Source organism: candidate division TA06 bacterium, from assembly GCA_016235665.1.
Lineage (GTDB): Bacteria > Edwardsbacteria > AC1 > AC1 > EtOH8 > UBA5202.
Map to the genome: position 1 here is coordinate 1 of JACRJI010000006.1, position 23,514 is coordinate 23,514.

Sequence of the window (23,514 nt, forward strand, 5' to 3'; positions counted from 1 at the left end):
ATGATCATGCCGGGCGACAACGTGACCATCGAGGGCGAGCTGCTGACGCCGATCGCCATGGAGAAGGGCCTGAAGTTCGCCATCCGCGAGGGCGGCCGGACCGTGGGCGCCGGAACAGTCACCGAGATCCTGCCCGACTAAAAGACCTCTCCCGGGGAAATGGAAAATGGATAAATAGGAAATAAAACAGTCAAACCGGTTATTTAAAACTCTGGAGGAGATATAAAAAGTGGCGGCTCAGAACATCAGGATAAAACTAAAGGCATACGACCATGCGGTGCTGGACAAATCGGTGGCCGAGATAGTCAACACGGCCAAGCAGACCGGGGCCAGGATCTCCGGGCCCATCCCGCTGCCCACCAACCGCACCGTCTATACCGTCAACCGCTCCACCCACGTGGACAAGAAGTCGCGGGAGCAGTTCGAGCGGCGGATACACAAGCGCTTGATAGATATCTGGCACTCCTCTCCTCAGACCATCGACGCCCTGACCAAGCTGGACCTTCCGGCCGGGGTGGACATCGAGATCAAGACCGGATTATAACAGCTGTAAGCAGATGGCTTAAAGCTCTCAAAGAGTAAACAAGTAGCAGAGTAAAAGACACAATGAACGGAATATTAGGCAGAAAAATAGGGATGACCCAGATCTTCGGGCCGGGCAATGCGGTGATTCCGGTGACGGTGATCGAAGCCGGGCCCTGCGTAGTGACCCAGGTCAAGGAGGCCAAGCTTGACGGCTACTCCGCCGTGCAGCTGGGCTTTGTGGAAAAGAAAAAACAAAAGACCACCAAGGCCATGCAGGGACATTTTACCAAGGCCGGAGCCCCGGCCCCCCTGCGCTTCATCAAGGAAATCAGAACGGCCCAGGCCAAGGATTTCAAACCCGGTCAGGTGATCAAGGCCGACCTGTTTGCCGAGGGCGACATGGTCCGGGTCACCGGCACTATGAAGGGCCGGGGAACCCAGGGCGTGGTCAAGCGTCACGGGTTCAAGGGCGGCCCCAAGACCCACGGCCAAACCGACCGCCTGCGCCGTCCCGGATCGGCCGGAGCCGGATCCACCCCGGGCCGGGTCTATCCCGGCCGGCGTTATCCCGGACAGATGGGCAATGTCCAGATCACAGTCCGCAACCTGAAGATTGTCAAAGTGGATGCCGAAAAGAACCTGCTCCTGATCAAAGGCCCGGTGCCCGGCGCCCCCGACGGGATATTGGTCGTTCAAAAGATCATAAAAAAGAAGGCATAAAACATGTTGTCCGCAAATCTATATGATGCCCAGGGAAAAATGACAGGGAATATAGACCTGCCCGAGAACATCTTCGGGGTCAGGGTGAATCAGCACCTGCTTTACCTGGCAGTAAAAAATTACCTGGATAACCGGCGGCAGGGAACCGCCAATACCCAGAATGCCGAGGACGTGCGGGGCGGCGGCAAGAAGCCGTTCAAGCAGAAAGGCACCGGCCGGGCCCGCCAGGGGAGCAACCGCTCCTCGCTGATGGTGGGAGGCTATGTGGCCCACGGCCCACATCCCCGGGACTACTCCTGGGAGATGCCCAAGACCAGCCGTCGCCAGGCCCTGAAATCGGCTTTGACCGATTCGTTCAAGACCGGCCGTCTGGCGGTGATCGACGCCGTGACCTCAGGCGGCAAGACCAAGGACGTCTACGGGGTGCTGAAGACCATGGAGCTGTCCGACAAGAAAGTACTGCTGCTGGACGTGGCCCCGACCTCGGAATTGCTGCTCTCCGGCCGCAACATCAAAGGGCTGGCCATCCGTCCGGTGCGGGAACTGAACACCTACGAGATCATGCGGGCCGACAGAGTGCTGTTCACCAAGGCCGGCGTGGAGGCCTTAAAGGAGGTCTTTAACAAATGAAAGATTTGAACAAGGTCATCAAAAAACCCCTGATCACAGAGAAGTTCACCGCCCTGAAAGATGCCTATAACCGTTACGCTTTTGAGGTCGACAAGAACGCCAACAAGCACGACGTCAAAAGGGCCATCGAGTCGGTCTTCAAGGTCAAGGTCACCGACGTGGCCACCATGAACGTCCGGGGCAAGATCAAACGGCAGGGCCGCAACGAGGGCAAGCGCCCCGACTGGAAGAAGGCCGTGGTGACCCTGGCCAAGGACCAAAAGCTGGAGATAGGCGACGGGGTTTAGCTTTCCCGGATCTTGGTTAAAAATGATTTTTTTAAGCACCAGCAATACTAGGAGACGATACATAAATGGGGATCAAGTCTTATAAACCGGTAACTCCCGGATTAAGGCACCGCACCGGCTACACCTTTGAAGAGCTGACCAAACCTCTGGCTCCCAAAAGCCTGAGGAAGGCCATGCGCAAAAGCGGGGGACGCAACAATCACGGACGGGTGACCGCCGACCACCGCGGAGGAGGGCACAAAAGGGCCTACCGGATGATAGATTTCCGGCGCGATAAATTCGGGATCGCCGCCACGGTGGCCGCCATAGAGTACGATCCCAACCGCTCGGCCCGGCTGGCCCTGCTGAAGTACGCCGACGGGGAATGGCGATACATCATGGCCCCGCTGGGACTGAAGCTGGGCGACAAGGTGATGTCCGGCCCCGGCTCCGAGATCAAGAACGGCAACGCCCTGCCCCTGTCCGAGATCCCCATGGGCACCTCGGTCCACAATATCGAGGTCACCAAGGGCCGGGGCGGCCAGATGGTGCGCACCGCCGGAGGATCGGCCCAGCTGCTGGCCAAGGAAGCCGGTTACGCCCAGCTGCGGATGCCTTCGGGCGAAGTGCGGATGATCAGCCTGGAATGCTTGGCCACCGTAGGACAGGTGGGCAACCTGGAGCATGAGAATATCTCCATCGGCAAGGCCGGCCGCAACCGCTGGCTGGGGGTCAAGCCCCACAGCCGGGGCGTGGTCAAGAACCCCCACGACCACCCGATGGGCGGCGGCGAAGGCAAATCCTCGGGCGGACGTCATCCCTGCGGACCCACCGGACTCTTATCCAAAGGCAAGAAGACCCGCAACCGTAAAAAACTTTCCAGCAAGTTTATAGTCAAGAGGAGAAAGTAATGTCCCGCTCCCTAAAAAAAGGACCCTTCATCGATGCCAAGCTGTTTGCCAAGATCGAAGCCATGCACGCCGCCCGCGACAAGAAGGTGATCAAGACCTGGGCCCGGCGTTCCATGATCCCCCCGGAATTCGTGGGGTTCACCATTTCGGTCCACAACGGCAACAAGTTCATACCGGTCTATGTCAGCGAGAACATGGTAGGCCATAAGCTGGGAGAGTTTTCCCCCACCCGCACCTTCCGCAAGCACGGCGCGGCCGGCAAGGAAGTGGACAAAAAGGGCGGCAAGAAGACCGAAACTACCACCGCTCCCGGCGCCCCCGGAGCGGCTCCGGCGGCAGCTCCGGCGGCAGCCCCGGCCAAAAAATAAATAAACATTATTGAGTATTATGGAAGCTTTAGCCAGACAAAAATTCGTCAGGGTCACCCCGCGCAAGATGCGGATAGTGGCCGACCTGGTGCGGGGAAAGAACTGCAACCAGGCCCTGTCCATCCTGCGCTTCGTGCCCCGGGCCGCCAGCCCCCTGATCCTGAAGGCCATCCAGTCGGCGGTAGCCTCGGCGGTGGAGCAGGCAGGCAAGGCCAAGTTCGATCCCGACACCCTCAGGGTCTCCGAGATCAGGGTGGATGAAGGCGCTACCTGGAAAAGAATGCGACCCCGGGCCCGGGGAAGGGCTGACCGCCGCTTGAAGCGGACCAGCCATTTGACGGTGCGGGTCTCGGACGGTCAACCAAAACAAGATACGGAGGAATAAGCCTTGGGTCAAAAGACAAATCCGATCGGGTTAAGGCTGGGGATCATCAAGACCTGGGATTCCCGCTGGTTCGCCAAAAAAGACTTTCCCGATCTTTTGGAAGAAGATCAGAAGATCCGCCAGTACATCCGGCAGAAGCTGGCCAACGCCGGCCTGGCCAAGATCGAAATAGAGCGCACTCCCAAAAGAGCCACCATCACCGTCCACACTTCGCGCCCCGGGATCGTGATCGGCCGCAAGGGAGCCGACATCGAAAAGCTCAAGGCCGAGGTCCAGCTGCTGACCGGACAGAAGGAAGTGCACCTGAACATCGCCGAGGTCAAGGTTCCCGAGATCAATTCGATGCTGGTGGCCGATTCCATCGCCCGCCAGCTGGAGCAGCGGATCTCCTTCCGCCGGGCCATGAAGAAGGCGGTACAGGGATCGTTAAGGATGGGAGCCCAGGGGATCAAGATCTCCTGCGGCGGCCGCCTGGGCGGGGCCGAGATCGCCCGGACCGAGACCTACCGCGAAGGCCGGGTCCCCCTGCACACCTTAAGGGCCGACATCGACTACGGCACCGCCACCTCCCACACCACTTTCGGATGCATCGGGATCAAGGTCTGGATCTTCAAGGGCGAGCAGCTGCCGCCCCGCCAGGCCGTCAGACAATAGTTCATAAACAGAGCAAACAGTTTCCACACCATCAAGTCTTTTTGATACTTTGGAGATAGCACACAAATGTTGATGCCAAAAAGGGTAAAACACCGCAAACAGCACCGGGGACGCATGACCGGGACGGCCAGCCGGGGACAGTACGTGGAATTCGGGGATCAGGGGCTGATGGCCACCGAATCCGCCTGGATCACCGACCGCCAGATAGAATCCGCCCGGGTGGCCCTGACCCGCTTCACCAAAAAGGGCGGCCGGGTCTGGATCAGGATCTTCCCCGACCATCCGTCCACCAAAAAACCGGCCGAGACCAGGATGGGAAAGGGCAAGGGTGCCCCGGACCACTGGGTGGCGGTGATCAAGCCGGGCCGGGTGATGTTCGAGATCGGCGGTATTCCCCCGGAATCAGCCAAGAAGGCCCTGGGCCTGGCTTCCCACAAACTTCCCATTAAAACCAAGATCGTTGAACGCGATCGCACCATAAAGGTAATATAAAATGGCCAAGGTAAAAGAACTTCGCCAAATGACCCGGGCCGAGGTGGAGCAGAAGCTCAAGGATGAGGGGCAGAACCTCTTCCATCTGACCATCCGCCATTCCACCCAGGGGCTGCCCAAGCCCACCGAGCTCAAGAAATCCCGCCGCCAGGTGGCCCGCCTCAAGACCGTGCTTCAGGAAGACAAGCTGGGCAAAACCAAGCTGGCTTCGGGCGCCAAGACCGCATAATATCCAGCAATTTTAGGAGTTTTATGACCGAGAGAAATTTACGCAAGGAACGGACCGGCAAGGTCACCAGCAACAAGATGACCAAGACCATTGTGGTGGCGGTGGAACGCAAGTTCAAGGACCCGTTTTACGGCAAAGTGGTGAAGCGGACCAGCAAACTGATGGCCCACGACGAGAAGAGCGAGGCCAAAGAGGGCGACACCGTCCGGATAGTGGAGACCAGGCCGCTCTCCAAGTGCAAGCGCTGGCGTTTGGACGGGGTCATCAGCAAAGCCAAGTAAGGTTCCCGGGGTCTTTAAAAGCAATCAATAAAATCAACAGGCAACAAGGTGGGTTGAAATGATACAGCAATACAGCAGACTGACCGTGGCCGACAATACCGGAGCCCGCAAATGCATGTGCATCCAGGTGATGGGCGGACACACCCGGCGCTACGGCAGCATCGGAGACATAATCAAGATCGCCATCAAGGACGTGCTCCCCGGCGGCAGCATCAAGAAGGGCGAAGTGGCCCGGGCGGTGGTGGTCCGCACCAGGAAGGAAGTGCGGCGCCGGGACGGCTCCTACATCCGGTTCGACGAGAATGCCGCGGTGATCATCGACGACAAGAACGAACCCAAGGGCACCCGCATCTTCGGGCCGGTGGGCCGCGAGCTCCGGGAGAAGCTGTTCCTTAAAATCGTATCTTTGGCCCCCGAGGTGATATAAGGAAATAATATGAAGATAAAGAAGAACGACACGGTAGTGGTGATAGCCGGAAAGGCCAAGGGCAAACGGGGCAAGGTGCTCAAACTCTTCCCCGAGAAGAGCCGGGCCATAGTGGAGGGCGTCCAGTTCATCAAGCGGCACACCAAACCCCGCAAACAGGGGCAGAAGGCAGGGATCCTGGAAAAGGAAGCTCCGGTGGCTATTTCCAACCTGATGGTGATCTGCGCCAAGTGCAACAAGGGCGTCCGGGTGGGAGCCCGGGTGCTTACCGACGGCAAACGTTCACGGGTCTGCAAGTCCTGCGGTGAGATGCTGGATAAAGCCTAATATCAAATCGTAAATCGTAAATCGTAAATCGAAAATCGAAAAATGGCGCGTTTAAAAGAAAAATACCAAAAGGAAGTCAAGCCGGCCCTGATCAAGAAATTCGGCTATAAGAGTCCGATGCAGGCTCCGGCCCTTTCCAAGATCGTGGTCAACATGGGCTTGGGCGAGGGCATTCTGGATCCCAAGATAGTGGAGGCTGCGGCCAAGGATCTGGGGACCATCACTGGGCAGAAGCCCTCCATCCGCAAATCCAAAAAATCCATCGCCAACTTCAAACTGCGGGCCGGCCTGCCCATCGGCGCCATGGTCACTTTGCGGGGAGAAACCATGTACGAGTTCTTTGACCGGATGGTCAATGTGGCCATGCCCCGGATCCGCGATTTCAAGGGGATGCCGGCCAAATCCTTTGACGGCCGGGGGAATTACACCATGGGCATCAAGGAGCAGATCATCTTTCCCGAGATCAACTACGACAAGATATCCAAGATTGTGGGCATGGACATCACCTTTGTGACCACCGCCAAAAGCGACGAAGAGGGCAAGGAACTGCTGAGCCTGATGGGAATGCCTTTCCAAAAATAAGCATCAAGTCCAATATTTTTTAACAAAAAGGATATTCAAGTTCTATGGCCAGAAAGGCGATGATTCAAAAGGCTGAACGGCCGAAGTTCAAAGTCCGGCACCACAGCCGGTGCCGCCGCTGCGGAAGGTCACGGGCGTTCTACCGGGACTTCGGCATCTGCCGGATTTGCCTGCGGGAAATGACACTTAGGGGCGAGATCCCCGGAATGGTCAAGGCCAGCTGGTAGGGATCAAAATTGGTCCTTAAGCCGTTACCAAGATTTACAAGAGCATTTTTAGGAGATAATACAAGATGTCGATGACCGATCCCATTGCCGATATGCTGACCAGGATCCGCAATGCCGGGAAAGCCAAGATGAAGAGGACGGATATACCGGCCTCCAAAATGAAGCTGGCGATCACCAAGATCCTTTTGCGGGAGCGCCTGATCGCCAATTTCAAGTACATCGCCGACGGCAAGCAGAACGTGATCCGCGCTTACCTGCGCTACGATGATGAGGGAAAGCATTTGATCAAGGGCCTGGTGCGCCGCAGTACTCCGGGCTTAAGAGTGTACGCCCCCAAGGACAAGCTGCCCCGGGTCCGCAGCGGAATGGGGCTGGCCATCATATCCACCTCCAAGGGCCTGATGACCGACCGGGAGGCCCGCAAGAACAAGCTGGGCGGCGAAGTGGTCTGCTACCTGTGGTAAGTAACCTACCTGGTTTCTAAATAAGTTTTATCTACATTGAGTTAAGGAGATATATAAAGTGTCGCGGATAGGCAGAAAGCCAATAGAGATCCCCCAGGGGGTAAAGACCGAGGTGTCCGGCCAGAAGGTAAAGGTGACCGGGCCCAAGGGAACCCTGGAGCTGGAGATCCATCCCAACATGAAGCTGGAGCTCAAGGACGGCGTCCTGACGGTGATCCGGCCCTCGGACGAGAAGTTCGACCGGTCCCTGCACGGACTGACCCGGGCCCTGGTGTTCAATGCGGTCACCGGGGTCAGCCAGGGTTTCACCAAGGTGCTCCAGATCTACGGCATCGGGTACAAGGCCATCAAGGAGCCCAAGGGCCTGACCCTGAACCTGGGATTTTCCCACCCCATCAACCTGGAGGCCCCCAAGGGCATCGAGTTCGACATCACCGATGAGCCGGGCCTGAAGGTACTGGACAAGACCTACCAGAGCAGCCTGGTGGTCAAAGGCATTGACAAGCAGCTGGTGGGCGAAGTGGCCGCCACCATCAGACGGTTCCGCCGGCCGGAGCCGTACCAGGGCAAGGGCATCCGCTACCAGGGCGAGCACATCCGGCGCAAGGCCGGCAAGACCGCGGCCGGAGCAGCCGGGTCCTGATAAAGGTCAAACCAATCCCGGGAAATATTTTCATAAAAGCAAAAATAGGTATTATTCAAATGGCAGACAAGGCAAAAGAAATAAGAGACGCCCGCCTCAGGCGGCATGTACGGATCCGGCGCAAGGTTCAGGGCACGCCCGAACGGCCCCGGCTCTGCGTCTTCCGCAGCAACAAGTTCATTTATGCCCAGGTGATAGACGACACCAAGCATGCGGTGCTGGCGGCCTCCGGCAAGATGGAGGGGCTGGAAAAAGGCAAGCTGGCCCAGAGCAAGCAGGTGGGCAAAAAGATCGCCCAGCTGGCTTTGGCCAAGGGCATCAAGCAGGTGGTGTTCGACCGGGGCGGATATATTTATCACGGCAGGATCAAGGCGCTGGCCGAGTCGGCCAGAGAAGCCGGGTTGCAATTCTAAAAAATATTTGGGAGATTAAGACCAGTGGCAAGGATCAACTTGAATGGTTTGGGCGAGCTCAAGGAGCAGGTGGTCCATATCAACCGGGTGGCCAAGGTGGTAAAGGGCGGCAAGCGCTTCGGTTTTACCGCGTTGGTGACGGTGGGTGACGGGAACGGTCATGTGGGGATCGGCAAGGGAAAGGCCCGCGAAGTTTCCGAGGCCATCCGCAAGGCCAATGAGGACGCCAAGAAAAGTCTTAAGAAATATTCGGTGGTCGACGGCAAGATCCCCTACATGGTGATGGGCAAATACGGCGCCAGCGAAGTGGTCTTAAGGCCGGCCGCCACCGGAACCGGCGTGATCGCCGGCAATGTGGTGCGCTCGGTGCTGGAGGTCTGCGGCGTCACCGACATCCTGACCAAGAGCCTGGGCTCCAACAATCCCCACAATCTTTTAAAGGCTACCATCGACGGGCTGTCCCAACTGCGCCAGCCGGCCGAGATCATGGAAGAGCGCAACCGGGGCAAGGCCGGAGCCGCCCCCGCTGCGGCCCCCGAGGCCAAACCGCAGGCGGCCGAAGAATCGAAGCCGGAAGCCCCGGCCGCAGAAACTACGGCCGCAGTCTGACCGCGCGGCAGTCTTAAGCCAACAGTCTTTCATCATACCGCATACCGCCATAAAGGAAAATTAACGTGCCCAAAAAAATATTACGAATAACTCAGGTGCACTCCACCATCGACCGGACCGAAGTCCAGTACCGGACCATCAAGGCTTTGGGTATCCGCAAGCTTTATCACACGGTGGAGAAGACCGACACTCCGCAGATCCGGGGGATGGTCAAAAAGGTGGAGCATTTGCTAAAAGTTGAGGAGATTCAAGAAGGAGGCAGCCGCAAATGAAACTGGATCAGATCAAGCCCAACAAGGGATCGGTCAAAAAAGCCAAGCGGAGAGGCTGCGGCACCGGGTCGGGCCACGGCGGCACTTCCACCAAGGGCCACAAGGGCCAGAAATCAAGGGCCGGTTCCGGGGCCAGGGTCCCCTCCTGGTTCGAGGGCGGCCAGATGCCGTTGCAACGCCGCCTGCCCAAGCGCGGCTTCACGGCTTTCGACAAGAAGACATTCCAGGTGGTCAACCTGACGGCGCTGGAGACCCAGGAAAAAGAGGTCACCCCCGAATCCATGTTCGCCCTGGGGTTAGTCCGGAAGAAGAACCAGCCGGTCAAGGTCCTGGGCAAGGGAGAACTCAAGAAAGCGCTGACGGTAAAGGCCCACGCCTTTTCGGCCTCGGCCCAGAAGTCCATCGAAGCCGCCGGGGGAAAGATCGAAGTGCTGAAAGCCCTCAGCAGCCACCGGACCGAATAAAAGACGGAACCATTCAGCCACTCTTCTATACATCAGGGTAAACTCCGGCACTAAGACACAAAAAATAACTATTCACAATTTGCAATTCACGGTTTAGTTTGGTGTCTTGGTGGCGCTGAATAGTTACAAAAAGACTTAATTTAAATTTGGATGCTGACGATGTGGGAGAAAATCCAGAATATATTCCGGATCCCTGAACTGAGGCGTAGGATACTCTTTACCCTGGGGATACTGGTCGTCTACCGGATCGGGGGGCATCTGCCTACCGCCGGCATAGACACCCAGGCCCTGGCTGAGTTCTTCCGGGCCCAGCGGGGCACCCTGTTCTCGATGTACGATCTGTTCGTGGGAGGCAACCTTTCCCGGGCCACCATCTTTGCCCTGGGGATCATGCCCTACATTTCGGCCTCCATTATCATGCAGCTTTTGGGTGCGGTGATCCCGTTCCTGGAAAAACTGCAGAAGGAAGGCGAGCAGGGCCGCAAGAAGATCACCCAGTACACCCGTTATGCCACAGTGATACTGGCCCTGTTCCAGTCCTACGGTATCGCCATTTTCCTTGAATCATTGGCCCCCAACGGTCTGGCGGTGGTGCCCAATCCCGGCTTCGGGTTCAGGATCCTGACCATGATCACCATGACCGCCGGCACCATCTTCGTGATGTGGCTGGGGGAAAAGATTACCGAGTTCGGCATAGGGAACGGCATCTCCATGATCATCTTCGTGGGTTGTCTGGACAGCATTCCCGGCGATCTGATCAGCACCTACACTTCGTTCCGGGGCGGCGAGCTTAACATTTTGGTGCTGGCTTTCATCGCCCTCCTTATGGTGGGGGTCACTGCCATCGTGGTTCTGATGACCCAGGGTTCCCGCAAGATCCCGGTGCAGTACGCCAAGAGGATAGTGGGCCGCAAGGTCTACGGCGGACAGAGCACCTACATCCCGCTGGGCTTCAACACCGCCGGGGTGATCCCGATCATCTTCGCCCAGAGCGTGCTGGCCTTTCCCATGACCATCGTCACCTACATCAAGGCCGACTGGGCTCAGGGGCTGGCCGGATTGTTCGCCACCGGTTCCTGGCTCTATAACCTGCTTTACGCCTTTCTGATCATAGCCTTCGCTTATTTTTACACCGCCATTGTCATCAATCCGGCCGATATGGCCGACAACATGAAAAAGTACGGCGGCTTCATCCCCGGGATCAGACCCGGCTCCAAGACCGCGGAATATATTGAGCGGATCCTGACCCACATCACCCTGCCCGGTGCGGTGTTCTATGCCGCCATCGCCATCCTGCCCACCTTCCTGATGAGCGCCTTTCACGTCCCATTCTATTTCGGCGGCACCACTCTGCTGATTATCGTGGGCGTGGCCCTGGACACCCTGCAGCAGATAGAGTCCCATTTGCTGATGCGCCATTACGAGGGCTTCATTAAAAAGGGCAAGATTTCGGGCCGGGCCGGGCGGATGTAATCACTTGAATAATCCGGCGAAAGTTGTGATGCTAATATGAGACTGGTCCTTTTAGGCGCCCCCGGTTCCGGCAAGGGAACCCAGGCCAAGCAGATCTGCCAGAAATTCGGACTGCCGCACATTTCCACCGGCGACATCTTACGGCGGGCGGTCAAGGACGGAACCCCGCTGGGGCGGGAAGCCAAGGGGTTCATGGACCGGGGAGAACTGGTGCCAGACCATCTGATCCTGGACCTGATCAAAGAGCGTTTCAAGTCACAGGACGCTCAAAAAGGATTTTTAGTGGACGGTTTTCCCCGGACCGTGGCTCAGGCCCAGGGTTTGGAGGATTCTCTTTTACAGCAGAAATTGAAGATAGACCTGGCTTGTTCTTTAAATGTGGAACGGGAGGAGCTGATAAAACGGCTGACCTCCAGAAGGATCTGCTCCGGCTGCGGGGCCATCTATAACCTGCTCTTTCAGTCCCCGGTAAAAGAAGGGATCTGCGACAAGTGCGGAGGCAAACTGGAGCAAAGGGTGGACGATCAGCGACAGACCGCGGAGAACCGGCTGGAAGTGTATCTGAAACAGACCCAGCCGTTATTGGAGTACTACAACTCCCGCAAACTGCTCAAGGAAATCGACGGCAATGCCGAGCCCGGCAAAGTATTTCAGGATATCATCGCCGTGCTGCAGGAATATAAATGATCGCCATCCGCCAGGCTTGGGAGATCGAGCGGATCAGGTCAGCCGGCCAGGTGATCGCCGGTCTTTGGAAGGTTCTTGGCCCCAAAGTCAGACCTGGTACGGCCACTTCCGAACTGGACAAACTGGCCTACGAATACATAATCGACAATAAGGCGGAGCCGGCCTTCAAAGGCTACCGGGGCTACCCCGCCACCCTCTGCATTTCCATCAACCACGAAGTGGTGCACGGCATACCGAGGCCGGAACGGATCCTGCGGGAGGGAGACCTGGTGGGAATAGACGTAGGAACCTCCAAGAACGGGTACATCGCCGATGCCGCCCGCAGCTATTATGTCGGCGGGGCCCCTTCTCCGGAGATCCTAAAACTCTTGGCTACAACCAAACAGGCCCTGGAATTGGGCATTCAAAGCGCTAAGGCAGGCTCCAAGGTCAGCGACATCTCCCGGGCCGTTCAGCAGGCGGCTGAGTCCGCCGGTTTTTCCGTGGTGCGCGACCTGTGCGGCCACGGGGTGGGCCAGAAACTGCATGAAGAGCCGGAGATACCGAACTACGTCAAATCCGGGTCCAGCCCGGCCCTGGCAGAGGGAATGGTGCTGGCCATAGAGCCGATGATCAACGCCGGGGGCCACCAGGTGAAGTTTCTGTCCGACGGCTGGACAGTGGTCACCGCCGATTCCAGCCTTTCCGCCCATTTCGAGGATACGGTGGTGGTCACCGCCGGCCAACCGCTGATAGTAACCCGGTAATATAAACTCCAACAATTAAGATCCGACAAAAAATGGCCAAACAAGAGGGGATACAGGTCGAAGGGACCGTGCTGGAAAACCTTCCCAATGCCACCTTCCGGGTGGAGCTTCCCAATGGTCATAAGATACTGGCCCACATTTCCGGCAAGATGCGGATGCACTTCATAAAGATACTGCCAGGAGACAAGGTGACCCTGGAGCTTTCCCCCTACGACCTGACCCGGGGCCGGATCATATACCGCTTCAAATAAAAATCCCAGATAATAAAAAACTTAAGGATATATTCCCATGAAAGTCAAGGCATCGGTCAAGGTGATCTGCGAGCACTGCAAGCTGATCAAGCGCAAGGGCGTGCTGCGGGTGGTCTGCAAGAACCCCCGCCACAAACAGCGCCAGGGTTAAACCCGTTCCCAAGCCAATCAATTACACAGTTATTTTTAAGAGAGGATAAAAAGTGGCCAGAATCGCTGGTGTGGATTTACCCCGGGAGAAAAGGGTGGAGATAGGCCTGACCTATATCTTCGGCCTGGGCCGGAGTTCGGCCAAAAAGATACTGATGTTGGCCAAGGTGGACCCCAACAAACGGGTCAAGGACCTGAGCGACGATGAGGTGGGCCGCCTGCGCAGCATCATTGAACAGGAGTTTAAGGTGGAGGGCAACAAACGGACCGAAATCAGCCTTTCTATCAAACGCCTGGTGGAGATCGGCAGTTACCGGGGGGTCAGACACCGCAAAGGTCTGCCGGTAAGGGGCCAGCGCACCAAGACCAACGCCCGCACCCGCAAGGGGCCGCGCAAGGGCGCTATCGTCAAGAAAAAAGCCCCCGGCAAGAAGTAGCCCAACCCCGGTTGCCGCATTAAAGCGGGCCGGTCAAAAGTAATGCTCCCGGCCTTAAAAAATAAGGCCGGCCAGAGATAAAAGATTTTACCGAAAAGAGGGAAAATGGCGGAAGAGAAAAAGCAGGTCAAGAAAAAAGAAAAGAAGATCGAATCTTCAGGCATCGCCCACATTCAGGCCACCTTCAACAACACCATCGTCACCATCACCGACAAGAGCGGCAACGTCATCTCCTGGGCCTCGTCGGGGAAGGCCGGATTCAAGGGCTCGCGCAAATCCACCCCCTTCGCCGCCCAGATGGCGGCCGAGAACTGCGCCAAGACCGCGGTCTCGCTGGGGATGCAGCGGGTGGAGGCCTGGGTCAAGGGCCCGGGCGGCGGACGGGAATCCGCCATCAGGTCGCTCCAGTCCTCGGGCCTGGCGGTGACCGTGATCCGCGACGTGACCCCGGTGCCCCACAACGGCTGCCGGGCCCCCAAGAAGCGCCGGGTCTAATTTCGAATCACAGCATACCGGGAACAGACATTCGGAAAGTAATTTTTTAGGAGGTTTTTAAATATAAATGGCAAGATATACCGCTGCCAGGTGTAAGCTGTGCCGCCGCGAGGGAGCCAAGTTGTTCCTGAAGGGCGAAAGATGCAACACCAAGAACTGTGCCTTTGACAAGAGACCCTATGCCCCGGGCGAACACGGTAAGGACCGGATGCGCAAGCCCACCGGTTACGCCATCCACCTGCGGGAAAAACAGAAGGTCCGCCGGATCTACGGCATCCTGGAACGCCAGTTCCGCAACTACTTCCAGAAGGCCTCCAGCATGAAGGGGGTCACCGGCGAGAACCTGCTGTCCCTGCTGGAACGCCGGCTGGACAACATCGTCTTCCGGATGGGGCTGGCCCCATCCCGTTCGGCCGCCCGCCAGCTGGTCAATCACGGGCATTTCCTGATCAACGACAAGGTCGTCAATATTCCATCCATCCTGCTGCGCCCAGGCGACACCATCCAGGTCAAAACCAAGAGCAAGGACAATGTGATCATTGCCGGCGCCCTGGAAGCGACCAAAGGGCGGACCCCCGTGCCCTGGCTGGAGCTCAACAAGGAGAAACTCTCGGGCAAGCTGGTCAACATCCCCACCAGGGACAGCATCGGGATGCAGATCAACGAACAGCTGATCGTGGAGTTGTACTCCAAGTAATGCCGAAAGGATCCTATTTAAAAAGCCGTTATTAACATAATACAGCTTTCTTTGACAAGGCTTTAAAAGGGTCCTCATTCGGGAAGCCTCGCTCGGTTCAAGCGGTTTGGGCCGGGTTCAATTTCAAAACTTTTGGAGGCAATTATGAGATGGAATACCCTGCAGATGCCCAAGAGCATCGTGATAGACGAAGCAACTTATGGACCCAATTACGGTAAATTCATCGCCGAGCCCCTGGAACGGGGTTACGGCCTGACCTTAGGCAACGCCCTGCGCCGGGTGCTGCTGTCATCCATCCCCGGGGCGGCCATCATGGCGGTAAAGATAGAAGGCGTGCTCCACGAGTTCTCAACCATCCCGGGCGTGGTGGAAGACGTCACCGAGATAATCCTGAACATCAAGAAGATAAAGCTCCGCCTCCATTCCGAACATCCCAAGGTCCTGTATCTCAAGGCTTCGGGCAAGGGCGAGGTCAAGGCCTCCCAGATCGAATCCGACGCCGAGGTGGAGATCCTGAACCCCGAACAGCACATCGCCACCCTTTCCGAGGACGGGGTGTTCAAGCTGGAACTGACCGTGGATCACGGCCGGGGCTACGTGCCGGCCGAGGTCTTCCGCAAATCGTTCAACACCATCGGGCTGATCCCGGTGGACGCCATCTTCTCGCCGGTCTCCCGGGTCAACTTTCTGGTGGAGAACTGCCGGGTGGGCGAGCGCACCGACTATGACCGCCTGATCCTGGAGGTCCACACCAACGGTTCGGTCAAGCCCGACGTGGCGGTGTCCCAGGCCGCCAAGCTGCTGCGCGACCACCTGACCCTGTTCCGCTCCTTCGGGGAAGACGGCGAAGAGGGCAAGGTCGAGGGCCTGGACGACGACATGGTGAAGATGCGCGACATGCTGATGAAGCCGGTGGAAGAGCTGGAGCTCTCGGTGCGGTCGGCCAACTGCCTTAGGGCCAACAACATCTTCACTCTGGGCGATCTGGTGCAGAAGACCGAAAGCGAAATGCTTAAATACCGGAATTTCGGCCGCAAGTCGCTGGCCGAGCTCTCGGTGATCTTAAAGAACATGAACCTGACCTTCGGGATGAAGGTGGACCAGTACACCGACGCCAAGAAGAAAAAAGCTTAAGCTTTTTCCGGGGATAGACAGGATTAACATGATTTCACCGGGCTTATTTAAAAAGAATCCTGTAAATCCTGTCAAAAGAGAAGAATATGGCCTGAGCAATTTCCTGGGCAGACAGGATTAACATGATTTCACCGGGTTTATTTAAAAAGAATCCTGTAAATCCTGTCAAAAATCGTCAGATAAAATTAAATTTTTGAGATAGGGTAAACATACATGCGACACCGCAAAGACACCTTAAAACTGAGCCGCAGCCATTCCCACCGCCGGGCCCTGATGTCCAACATGGTGACCTCGCTTTTCAAGCACGAGAAGATACAGACCACCTTTCCCAAGGCCCAGGCGGCCAAGCGGGTGGCCGAGCACCTGATTTCCGTCTCCAAGCAGAACGACCTGGCCGCCATCCGCCAGGTGGGCCGGGTGGTCAAGGACAAGGATGTGCTAAAGAAGCTGTTCCAGGTGATCATGCCCCGGATGAAGGACAAGAAGTCCGGCTTCATCACCGTCACCAAGTTGTGGCTGCGCAAGGGCGATGCCGCCCTGCTGTGCCTGATGGAGCTCTACGGCGCCCCGGCCAAGGCCAAGCTGGTTGAAGGCGAGAAGAAGGAAAAGGAAAAGAAGGTACACAAGCCGGCCAAGAAACAGCCGGGCAAGAAGCCCGCCTCCGCCAAGGCTCCGGCGGACAAGGTCAAGACAGAAGGCAAGCCCAAAGAGGAGAAGAAATCCGCCTCCGCTAAAGTTACTGCGGACAAGGCCGAGAAAAAGCCCGCCAACACCAAGGCTTAGGCGGACAAGGCTGAAGTAAAGAAGTAAGCTTTTAGGATGAGTTTTTACAGCGCAAGGTTTAGAAATAAACCTTGCGCTATTTTGTTACATGTTGAAACAATTAAGTAAAAATAAATTTATACTGTCATAAAATAGTGCTTGACAAATATGTATCGGAAATGATATTATAACATCCTATTTTATTTTTATAATAAAATGCAAAAAATAATTACAATAAATTAGGAGAAGATCATGGACCACAATATGCGTCCAGTAAAATTATTAAGAAAAAATGACAGGCTTAGCAGGTTTATTGTTAATCTTACGACCATGATATTTTTGATATTGTTTTTAACGGGATCATCAACGGTATTTGCTAATGGTGAACTCGTTTATTCTGGGGTTGGAACCGTTCATTCTCTGGGTTGGGAGGACTTTGAAAACAGTCAATTCAAAAAGAAAGAGGAACCTGCAAAAGCAGCTACTTCGTTATTTGTGCCCGGCGCGCATACCGAAAAGAACCCCGGCATACGCGACTTAAACTACAGCGAAGGTTCGGAAGGTATAAACCCTCTTAACGGCGGTGTGTTTTTACACCAAAGCGATCTGGGATTGACCGGCAGGAACGGCGGCCTGCCGATGACTCGTTTTTACAGCAGCAAAAGAGTGTGGCGGCAGACAATTGCCAATGAGGTTTCATCGCGCCAGGCTGTTAATTATAACGAATATAATACGTATTATACCCATGTCCCGCCCAGCGGCATCATGGGTCAGGGCTGGGATTTTAACATGGGGCGGATGTATTTACCGATCAATGATTCTTTAGGCGCAGGCTGGCCACCAGCCAGGTACAAATATGAAGAGCCATCAGGCATATCGCATAGTCTTGATACGATTGGTAATACCTCCAACTATAGGTCTGCAGACGGCCAGTATTTGCGTTTAAACAATTACTCAACAAGCTGTACTTTAAGGATTTCCTCCGGCAGCGAAGTAACATTTGCCGACGGGCTTGATTATATGTATCTGCCCAATTGGATACAGGATGCGTTAGGTTATGGCAGTGTATTGCTGCCGGTAAAGGTAACCGACCGTAACGGCAACTACATTAATATAAGCTATAAAGGCGATCCCGTAGGGAATGAAGTAAGATATATACAGATAGACTCCATAGTCAGCAGCAACGGCTCAAAAATGTTTTGTTATGCCTCTTACAAAAAATATACTCCGGTAAACGATTCGGTGCTGTTGATGGACAGCATGAAAACTAGGGGTTATAACGGCGTCAATCAAACGGTAAAATATCATTATAAATTATACAAGACCACGTCCCAGCCTTTTGAATATTATGGCCAGGATTATGTGTTTGACGAGGAGCGCTGGTGCGCAGTGGCTTTAACGGACACCATACGGCGGTATTGTCTTAGCGCGGTGCTGTTTCCCAACGGCGATTCCGTAGCCTACGATTATAACCAGTATTTTGAACTTTCCAAGCAGACACTGCCGACCGGTGGAAGCAGTGAATACAGCTATGGCAATTATGGGTTCCCCTTATTGGACAACAATAACAATTACACCCGTTTTACCAGGGCGGCAGACACATTGAAGGCCAAGGAAAACGATGGTTCTCTGGTTTCCAAGATCACATTTACCAGAAATGTGGTGGCCGGATACTATTCCAACCCGACCGATGTCAGAATTACCGATTCGCAGGGCGGGGAGACCAGGACTTATTTCATGTACAGCCAAACTCCGTTCAAAAGCGGCGGTTATGGGAAAGTTGAAAAAGAAGTGCATTATGATTTTGCCGGGAATGTGATAGACAGCGTTAAATACACTACAATATCGGATGATCTTTATTTAGGGACGCCGCTGACCTACGGCCGCAATATGCGTCCGGACTCCATAGTAAGCTATATCGGCAGTAAAAAATACTGCACCCGGTACCGGCAGTACGATGGTTATGGCAATTTCCAGAGGATAGACAACCTGGGCGACATGGGCACCACCGCCGACAACAATTCAGTTTTCACCACTTATCTGCATAACAGCAAAACACAGTATAATTTTGACAATAAACACATACTCAATCTGCCTTGCAGTACCTATGTAAAACCGGACAGCGCTTCCACCGTGGTGCTGTCGAAGACCAAGTTCTTCTACGACGATACCACCAGGACCGACACTACCAGCTACAGTTCCTATCCGCCGGTCAACTGGCAAAGCCCGGGAATGATACGGGGCAACATTACCAGGGCCTGCCGCTGGAAGGCCGGGGCGCTGTACGACACCACCCAGATATTTTATGACAAGCTGGGCAATGTAATAAAGACCATAAACGCCAAGGGCGATTCATCCAAGGTATCCTATTCTGCTTTGGGAAGCTACTATCCCGATAAGTTCCAGTATGCCTGGCCCTGCAGCACCGTTAGTTATGTTGCCAACGGGGCAAACGTGCTGGCTTTAAGCAGCATAACAGATTACGACAGTTGTACCGGCCTTGTTTTATGGTCAGCAGGCGCCAACCGGGACACCACCCGTTTTGAGTACGATACATACGGACGTCCCATAAAGGCAGTCAAACCCGGGGAATGGGCCGGGAGCTGGGGCTCCACCTATCCTTCGGCCGTCACTCATTATTACGACAGCGGCTATCCCCGGTCAACCGTAGACTCGGTAAAGATAACCGGCACCAAGTATGCGGTCAGCAAGACCTTTTATAACGGGTTTGGCCGGGCCATACAAGCCCAAAAGACGGAGTTGAATGGTTATGCAACCATAGCAAATACGGCTTACGATTCATTGGGGCGGGTGCAAAAGGCATCCAATCCAATTGCCACAGTCACTACTTTCGGAACCTATGTAAGTACGGACTACTGGTCCAGCCAGCCCAAGGTACGGTATTATTACGACGCCATAGGCCGTCCGCTTAAGACCGTTTACCAGGACTCCACCCGCGATTCCGTGGCTTTTGGCGATAACTGGGTGAAGACCTGGGACGCCAAGGGCGACACCGCCATCGCCAAGGTGAACGGCCCCGGCATGGCCGATACCACCATCAATGGCCTGGGTTTGTTGACCATAGTCAAACACGACAAACTGGGCCGCGACAGCGTGATCATCGACGCCGCCGGCAAAAGCACCTATTGCTATTATGACACCTTAGGGCGCACCAAGGGCGCCAACGGAACTGACGCCTCGTCCAGCTATACCTATAAAGGCGCCGCCCTGGACTTTTTACTGGAATATGACGCGGTGGACAATATTACCTGCCGCAAGAACGCCAAGGGCGTGGTTAACTACACTTACGACGCACTTAAGCGGGTCACCAAGGTTGACTCGGCGGGGTCGGATAGAGTATTATATAAGTACGACAGCTATACCGACTGCAATTATTCCCCGTCCGATACTTTGTACGCCAAGGGCCGGATAACCAGGCTGATCACAGCGGGCATAGATACCACCTGGTTTGCCTACGACAAGGCCGGCCGGTTGGTCAAAAGAGTATATGCCTATGCCGGGATGAACGGCGGCCGCGATTCCATCCGTTATGCCTATAACTCGGCCGATGCCTGCACCGCCCTGACTTATCCGGATGGAACAGTCGCAAAGTACAGTTACAATACCCTGGGCCAGTTGATGTCGGTTAAGAGCGCTTCTTATTATTATGTGGACTCCACCTATTACAACGTTACCAACCTAGCCAAAAAGATACAATATTCCAATTACACCAGCGACAGCATGTTCTATGATAACCGCTTAAGGATCAACCGGTTGAAGACTACGAATTACGTTTGGGAAATCCCGGCGACCTATTCAAGAATGGACCTGAGCTACAGTTACTGGGAAGACGGCTACATCAAAAAGATACAGGACAATCTTAATTCGTCCTACACCCAGTATTACGACTCCAGCATCAGTTACGACGCCGCCGGACGGCTTACGGTTTGCAAGACGGGGTCAACAGTCATATCCTACACCTACGACAACGTGGGCAACCGGACCGCGGAGGTGATTGGCGGCACCAGCAGAGCGCTAACCTACACCTCGGGGACCAACAAGCTGGCCACCGCCAATATAAAGGGTACAACTTATTGGTATATACACGACAATGCCGGCAACGTAACAGGTAAGGAAGCCTCGGGCGGTTATTATTACTCTTATGATTATAATAACATGTTGTGCAAGATGAACCAGCTAGACGCCATGGACAGGACGGTCCGCACGGTCACCAATTACTACGGCATGGGCGGCAGCACCCGGGTGAAGAAGAAGGACAGCCAATTAGGCAGCCGCTATTACACCTACGAGGGGCTTAACCCGCTTTGCGAATACGATTCCACCGGCACGGTCAAAAAGAAATATGTTTACGCCTTTGGCGAGTGCATAGCCTATGAGGACAGCGTTAGCAATGTTTACTGGATGCACCACGACGCCATAGGCAGCGTTAAGGTAATTACCGATTGCAACGGCGACTCCGTTTCCACCTACAAGTATTACCCGTTTGGGGACTCGCTTTTAACCCGGGGCAGCGCCAAGAACGATATGCAGTTTACCGGCAAGCCGAATATTGCAGGCATAGAGGCCTACGATTTTAATGCCAGGTACTACGACCCGGAGATTGGCCGGTTTTACAGCATTGACCCGCTGTGGAACCCGGCGGTAAGCCCGTATGCGTATTGTAATAATAACCCGGTGAATTTTACGGACCCGACGGGGAAGAAGGCAGACCCTGTACAGCAAGAAAAAGCATTACAACAAGCTTTGCATGATTTATACTCTGGACATGTTAGTTCTTTTACACTCGTTGATGGCGATATACGAATTACTTATGCTCTGATGTGGGTAGAGGATCACACCCGACCAATTTGTGGTGCTGATGGTGAAGGATTTAGCGGGTACTATGTCCAGAATCGTTTATTTACGGAACTGATGAATGCTGTAAAAGGAGGGAATGGCGGCGGAAATACCAATTCCGGGCCTACCCCGCCTAAAACGACGCCAGGGTCAGAGCTGGGTGCAACTACTGGTGGGAGCGGAAGAAGTGGGGCTACTGATCCTACCGGGAATGGCGGGGTCCCGACATCGCAGGGGAGAGATTTACCTTCACAAATAGCAAATGCGTGGAAAAATCTTAATACAAGTGTAATTGATGGAATAAACAGAATGTTAAACTCTTATCCTGGTCAGGTTGGTACTACAGCATTACCAACTGCTTATTGCGGTAGTTTCCCAGTAGCAGAGGGGTTAGGTGCCGGTATAGTTGCACCACAAACCGTAAAAGCTGCAATGTATGAGGAATTTCATAGATCAATGTTAGACTCTCTTGATGCGGCTATTCAAAGGGGTGGTGGATTCGGTGATAATTGTCCTACCGATAACAGTGATTCAACTGTATTTGATGATTATGGGAAGCGCCATCCATAATAATTAAGACAACTGTTATATGAAAAAATATTTATTACGCATATTCATATTATTATTATTATTTGTACAAATTGCATCTGCAACGACAAGAGACACCTTATCTGCGCAAATAAATGGAACAATAAAATGGATTACACACAAAAAAAGCAATTATGCTGTTGCAAGATCAATACTTTTGGACGTCAAAAAGCAACTGCCAGATACTGCTTTTGGAGGTAAATGCTTTTATGCATTGTGTTTGGCTTACAGAGGTATGTGTAATCATGAAGCAACTTATTATTATGCCACCAAGGCTTTAAACAATGCAAAAACATGGGGCGATTCTGCTTTAGCTTTCGCAATCCAGGGGGAGGCGCTTTATAATATTGGTATTTATGAAAGGGCCGGGTTATCTTTGGGAAATGCAAGAGTATTAGCCTTGACAAATGATGAAAAATATTTTAAACTCTTTCAATATCTTGACAGTGTGAGAATCGGTGGTGAGGAAGCCCGTGACGATGAAAAAACCAAGCCATATTTGCAAAAATTATTTTTTATAATTAAAAGAGCTATATTTTACATCGGAGATCGTTACACCTGGGCGTACACAATATTTAATGGTAATAATTGGTATTTCCTAATTAATTCAATGTTTCTTACGGCATGTTATTTACTGTTTATTAAAGTAAAATATAAAGCCAATATATTATTAAATTATGCGTACAACTATTATTTACTGTATTTTAGTATTTTACTCCTGTGGAATGTCATTATAACCAATTATTTAATTTATAATGGGCGCATTGACTATTTTACAAATTGGAATGATGAAATGCCAATGCTAAGCCTATGCTTTTCCCAGTTAATCTTTGCCTTGGCGTATGTTGTTTTTGATTATACTAAAAAATGGAAAATTGCTAAAGAAATAATCCAGTGCATAAAAGACATACCTTTGGTTAAACAGATAAAATGGGCAGTAATTGGCATAGTAATCATGGTGACAATCCGTATTGTATTGGCTGTAGTAAAATTGTATCCAATTGTATTGAGCAGTTTGTTTATAAAACCCGGTTTGTTCAATACCCGTTATTTTATTATTTATGTAATTGCGATAACAATTGCAGCTCCTATATTTGAAGAAGTGTTCATGAGGTGGCTCGTCTATCGCTCGGTGAGGAAAGTTACTAATTTATGGGTTGGTTTATTGGCAACAACAATAATAGGTTTACTTTTGCACGGGCAAACTTATAGTAACATCAGTGTGTTTTATTTAATAAACCTTATATTGATATCTACAGTATCGTCGATATTGGTAGAAAAAACAGGTTCAATATTGCCGTCAATTATTGTTCATATGTTTAACAATGTAATTTCATTCATATAACAA

General features: G+C 53.6%; 34 protein-coding genes. All 34 read left to right on the forward strand.

Annotated elements, in window-relative coordinates:
- Nucleotides 1-141, forward strand: a 141-nt coding sequence (gene tuf / locus HZA73_02300; protein MBI5804858.1) for an elongation factor Tu, incomplete at its 5' end; no start/stop codon positions are given.
- A gap of 88 nt (nucleotides 142-229) precedes the next feature.
- Nucleotides 230-544, forward strand: a complete 315-nt coding sequence (gene rpsJ / locus HZA73_02305; protein MBI5804859.1) for a 30S ribosomal protein S10 — start codon at nucleotides 230-232, stop codon at nucleotides 542-544.
- 62 nt (nucleotides 545-606) lie between these two features.
- A complete protein-coding gene (gene rplC / locus HZA73_02310) occupies nucleotides 607-1,245 on the forward strand; it encodes a 50S ribosomal protein L3 (GenBank protein ID MBI5804860.1) in 639 nt (212 codons plus the stop codon).
- Nucleotides 1,246-1,248: 3 nt separating this feature from the next.
- On the forward strand, nucleotides 1,249-1,875 hold the full coding sequence (gene rplD, locus HZA73_02315; protein ID MBI5804861.1) for a 50S ribosomal protein L4: 627 nt from the start codon (nucleotides 1,249-1,251) through the stop codon (nucleotides 1,873-1,875).
- Nucleotides 1,872-2,162 carry a 50S ribosomal protein L23 gene (rplW, locus tag HZA73_02320; GenBank protein MBI5804862.1) on the forward strand — a complete coding sequence of 97 codons (291 nt, stop codon included), beginning with the start codon at nucleotides 1,872-1,874 and terminating at the stop codon, nucleotides 2,160-2,162. Before rplD ends, rplW begins: the two co-directional genes overlap by 4 nt.
- Before the next feature lie 65 nt (nucleotides 2,163-2,227).
- A complete protein-coding gene (gene rplB, locus HZA73_02325) occupies nucleotides 2,228-3,052 on the forward strand; it encodes a 50S ribosomal protein L2 (protein ID MBI5804863.1) in 825 nt (274 codons plus the stop codon).
- A complete protein-coding gene (rpsS, locus tag HZA73_02330) occupies nucleotides 3,052-3,420 on the forward strand; it encodes a 30S ribosomal protein S19 (protein MBI5804864.1) in 369 nt (122 codons plus the stop codon). Before rplB ends, rpsS begins: the two co-directional genes overlap by 1 nt.
- 19 nt (nucleotides 3,421-3,439) lie before the next feature.
- Nucleotides 3,440-3,805 carry a 50S ribosomal protein L22 gene (rplV, locus tag HZA73_02335; protein MBI5804865.1) on the forward strand — a complete coding sequence of 122 codons (366 nt, stop codon included), beginning with the start codon at nucleotides 3,440-3,442 and terminating at the stop codon, nucleotides 3,803-3,805.
- Between the two features lie 3 nt (nucleotides 3,806-3,808).
- Nucleotides 3,809-4,459 (forward strand): 30S ribosomal protein S3, encoded by a 651-nt coding sequence (gene rpsC, locus HZA73_02340; protein MBI5804866.1) that lies wholly within the window; start codon nucleotides 3,809-3,811, stop codon nucleotides 4,457-4,459.
- A 66-nt stretch (nucleotides 4,460-4,525) separates the two neighbouring features.
- On the forward strand, nucleotides 4,526-4,951 hold the full coding sequence (gene rplP / locus HZA73_02345; protein ID MBI5804867.1) for a 50S ribosomal protein L16: 426 nt from the start codon (nucleotides 4,526-4,528) through the stop codon (nucleotides 4,949-4,951).
- A 1-nt stretch (nucleotide 4,952) separates the two neighbouring features.
- Nucleotides 4,953-5,180, forward strand: coding sequence for a 50S ribosomal protein L29 (gene rpmC, locus HZA73_02350; GenBank protein ID MBI5804868.1), 228 nt, complete (start codon nucleotides 4,953-4,955; stop codon nucleotides 5,178-5,180).
- Nucleotides 5,181-5,203: 23 nt separating this feature from the next.
- The gene (gene rpsQ / locus HZA73_02355; protein ID MBI5804869.1) at nucleotides 5,204-5,461 is read left to right on the forward strand and encodes a 30S ribosomal protein S17; all 258 of its coding nucleotides are present in this window, start codon (nucleotides 5,204-5,206) and stop codon (nucleotides 5,459-5,461) included.
- 58 nt (nucleotides 5,462-5,519) lie between these two features.
- A complete protein-coding gene (gene rplN / locus HZA73_02360) occupies nucleotides 5,520-5,888 on the forward strand; it encodes a 50S ribosomal protein L14 (GenBank protein MBI5804870.1) in 369 nt (122 codons plus the stop codon).
- Nucleotides 5,889-5,897: 9 nt separating this feature from the next.
- Nucleotides 5,898-6,215, forward strand: a complete 318-nt coding sequence (locus HZA73_02365) for a 50S ribosomal protein L24 (protein ID MBI5804871.1) — start codon at nucleotides 5,898-5,900, stop codon at nucleotides 6,213-6,215.
- A gap of 42 nt (nucleotides 6,216-6,257) precedes the next feature.
- Nucleotides 6,258-6,797 (forward strand): 50S ribosomal protein L5, encoded by a 540-nt coding sequence (gene rplE, locus HZA73_02370; GenBank protein MBI5804872.1) that lies wholly within the window; start codon nucleotides 6,258-6,260, stop codon nucleotides 6,795-6,797.
- Nucleotides 6,798-6,841: 44 nt separating this feature from the next.
- Nucleotides 6,842-7,024, forward strand: coding sequence for a type Z 30S ribosomal protein S14 (locus HZA73_02375; GenBank protein ID MBI5804873.1), 183 nt, complete (start codon nucleotides 6,842-6,844; stop codon nucleotides 7,022-7,024).
- A gap of 65 nt (nucleotides 7,025-7,089) precedes the next feature.
- Entirely contained in the window at nucleotides 7,090-7,488 is a 399-nt protein-coding gene (rpsH, locus tag HZA73_02380) for a 30S ribosomal protein S8 (GenBank protein ID MBI5804874.1), read from the forward strand.
- A 58-nt stretch (nucleotides 7,489-7,546) separates the two neighbouring features.
- Complete coding sequence (gene rplF, locus HZA73_02385; protein ID MBI5804875.1) at nucleotides 7,547-8,131, forward strand: 50S ribosomal protein L6; 585 nt, start codon at nucleotides 7,547-7,549, stop codon at nucleotides 8,129-8,131.
- Nucleotides 8,132-8,190: 59 nt separating this feature from the next.
- Nucleotides 8,191-8,544 (forward strand): 50S ribosomal protein L18, encoded by a 354-nt coding sequence (locus HZA73_02390; protein MBI5804876.1) that lies wholly within the window; start codon nucleotides 8,191-8,193, stop codon nucleotides 8,542-8,544.
- Nucleotides 8,545-8,568: 24 nt separating this feature from the next.
- Nucleotides 8,569-9,153 carry a 30S ribosomal protein S5 gene (gene rpsE / locus HZA73_02395; protein ID MBI5804877.1) on the forward strand — a complete coding sequence of 195 codons (585 nt, stop codon included), beginning with the start codon at nucleotides 8,569-8,571 and terminating at the stop codon, nucleotides 9,151-9,153.
- Nucleotides 9,154-9,218: 65 nt separating this feature from the next.
- Nucleotides 9,219-9,425, forward strand: coding sequence for a 50S ribosomal protein L30 (gene rpmD, locus HZA73_02400; protein MBI5804878.1), 207 nt, complete (start codon nucleotides 9,219-9,221; stop codon nucleotides 9,423-9,425).
- Nucleotides 9,422-9,889, forward strand: coding sequence for a 50S ribosomal protein L15 (rplO, locus tag HZA73_02405; protein MBI5804879.1), 468 nt, complete (start codon nucleotides 9,422-9,424; stop codon nucleotides 9,887-9,889). Before rpmD ends, rplO begins: the two co-directional genes overlap by 4 nt.
- Before the next feature lie 159 nt (nucleotides 9,890-10,048).
- Nucleotides 10,049-11,362, forward strand: a complete 1,314-nt coding sequence (gene secY / locus HZA73_02410) for a preprotein translocase subunit SecY (GenBank protein MBI5804880.1) — start codon at nucleotides 10,049-10,051, stop codon at nucleotides 11,360-11,362.
- 36 nt (nucleotides 11,363-11,398) lie between these two features.
- Nucleotides 11,399-12,049, forward strand: coding sequence for an adenylate kinase (locus tag HZA73_02415; protein ID MBI5804881.1), 651 nt, complete (start codon nucleotides 11,399-11,401; stop codon nucleotides 12,047-12,049).
- The gene (gene map, locus HZA73_02420) at nucleotides 12,046-12,795 is read left to right on the forward strand and encodes a type I methionyl aminopeptidase (protein MBI5804882.1); all 750 of its coding nucleotides are present in this window, start codon (nucleotides 12,046-12,048) and stop codon (nucleotides 12,793-12,795) included. Before HZA73_02415 ends, map begins: the two co-directional genes overlap by 4 nt.
- Nucleotides 12,796-12,827: 32 nt before the next feature.
- The gene (gene infA, locus HZA73_02425; protein ID MBI5804883.1) at nucleotides 12,828-13,046 is read left to right on the forward strand and encodes a translation initiation factor IF-1; all 219 of its coding nucleotides are present in this window, start codon (nucleotides 12,828-12,830) and stop codon (nucleotides 13,044-13,046) included.
- A gap of 37 nt (nucleotides 13,047-13,083) precedes the next feature.
- Nucleotides 13,084-13,197 carry a 50S ribosomal protein L36 gene (rpmJ, locus tag HZA73_02430; protein MBI5804884.1) on the forward strand — a complete coding sequence of 38 codons (114 nt, stop codon included), beginning with the start codon at nucleotides 13,084-13,086 and terminating at the stop codon, nucleotides 13,195-13,197.
- Between the two features lie 52 nt (nucleotides 13,198-13,249).
- Nucleotides 13,250-13,633 (forward strand): 30S ribosomal protein S13, encoded by a 384-nt coding sequence (gene rpsM / locus HZA73_02435; protein MBI5804885.1) that lies wholly within the window; start codon nucleotides 13,250-13,252, stop codon nucleotides 13,631-13,633.
- 105 nt (nucleotides 13,634-13,738) lie between these two features.
- On the forward strand, nucleotides 13,739-14,128 hold the full coding sequence (gene rpsK, locus HZA73_02440) for a 30S ribosomal protein S11 (protein ID MBI5804886.1): 390 nt from the start codon (nucleotides 13,739-13,741) through the stop codon (nucleotides 14,126-14,128).
- Nucleotides 14,129-14,195: 67 nt separating this feature from the next.
- Nucleotides 14,196-14,825 (forward strand): 30S ribosomal protein S4, encoded by a 630-nt coding sequence (gene rpsD, locus HZA73_02445; protein ID MBI5804887.1) that lies wholly within the window; start codon nucleotides 14,196-14,198, stop codon nucleotides 14,823-14,825.
- Between the two features lie 144 nt (nucleotides 14,826-14,969).
- Nucleotides 14,970-15,959, forward strand: coding sequence for a DNA-directed RNA polymerase subunit alpha (locus HZA73_02450; protein MBI5804888.1), 990 nt, complete (start codon nucleotides 14,970-14,972; stop codon nucleotides 15,957-15,959).
- 213 nt (nucleotides 15,960-16,172) lie between these two features.
- Nucleotides 16,173-16,742 (forward strand): 50S ribosomal protein L17, encoded by a 570-nt coding sequence (gene rplQ, locus HZA73_02455; GenBank protein MBI5804889.1) that lies wholly within the window; start codon nucleotides 16,173-16,175, stop codon nucleotides 16,740-16,742.
- A 474-nt stretch (nucleotides 16,743-17,216) separates the two neighbouring features.
- Nucleotides 17,217-22,148, forward strand: a complete 4,932-nt coding sequence (locus HZA73_02460; protein ID MBI5804890.1) for an RHS repeat-associated core domain-containing protein — start codon at nucleotides 17,217-17,219, stop codon at nucleotides 22,146-22,148.
- Between the two features lie 19 nt (nucleotides 22,149-22,167).
- Complete coding sequence (locus HZA73_02465) at nucleotides 22,168-23,511, forward strand: CPBP family intramembrane metalloprotease (protein MBI5804891.1); 1,344 nt, start codon at nucleotides 22,168-22,170, stop codon at nucleotides 23,509-23,511.
- Nucleotides 23,512-23,514: the final 3 nt, after the last annotated feature.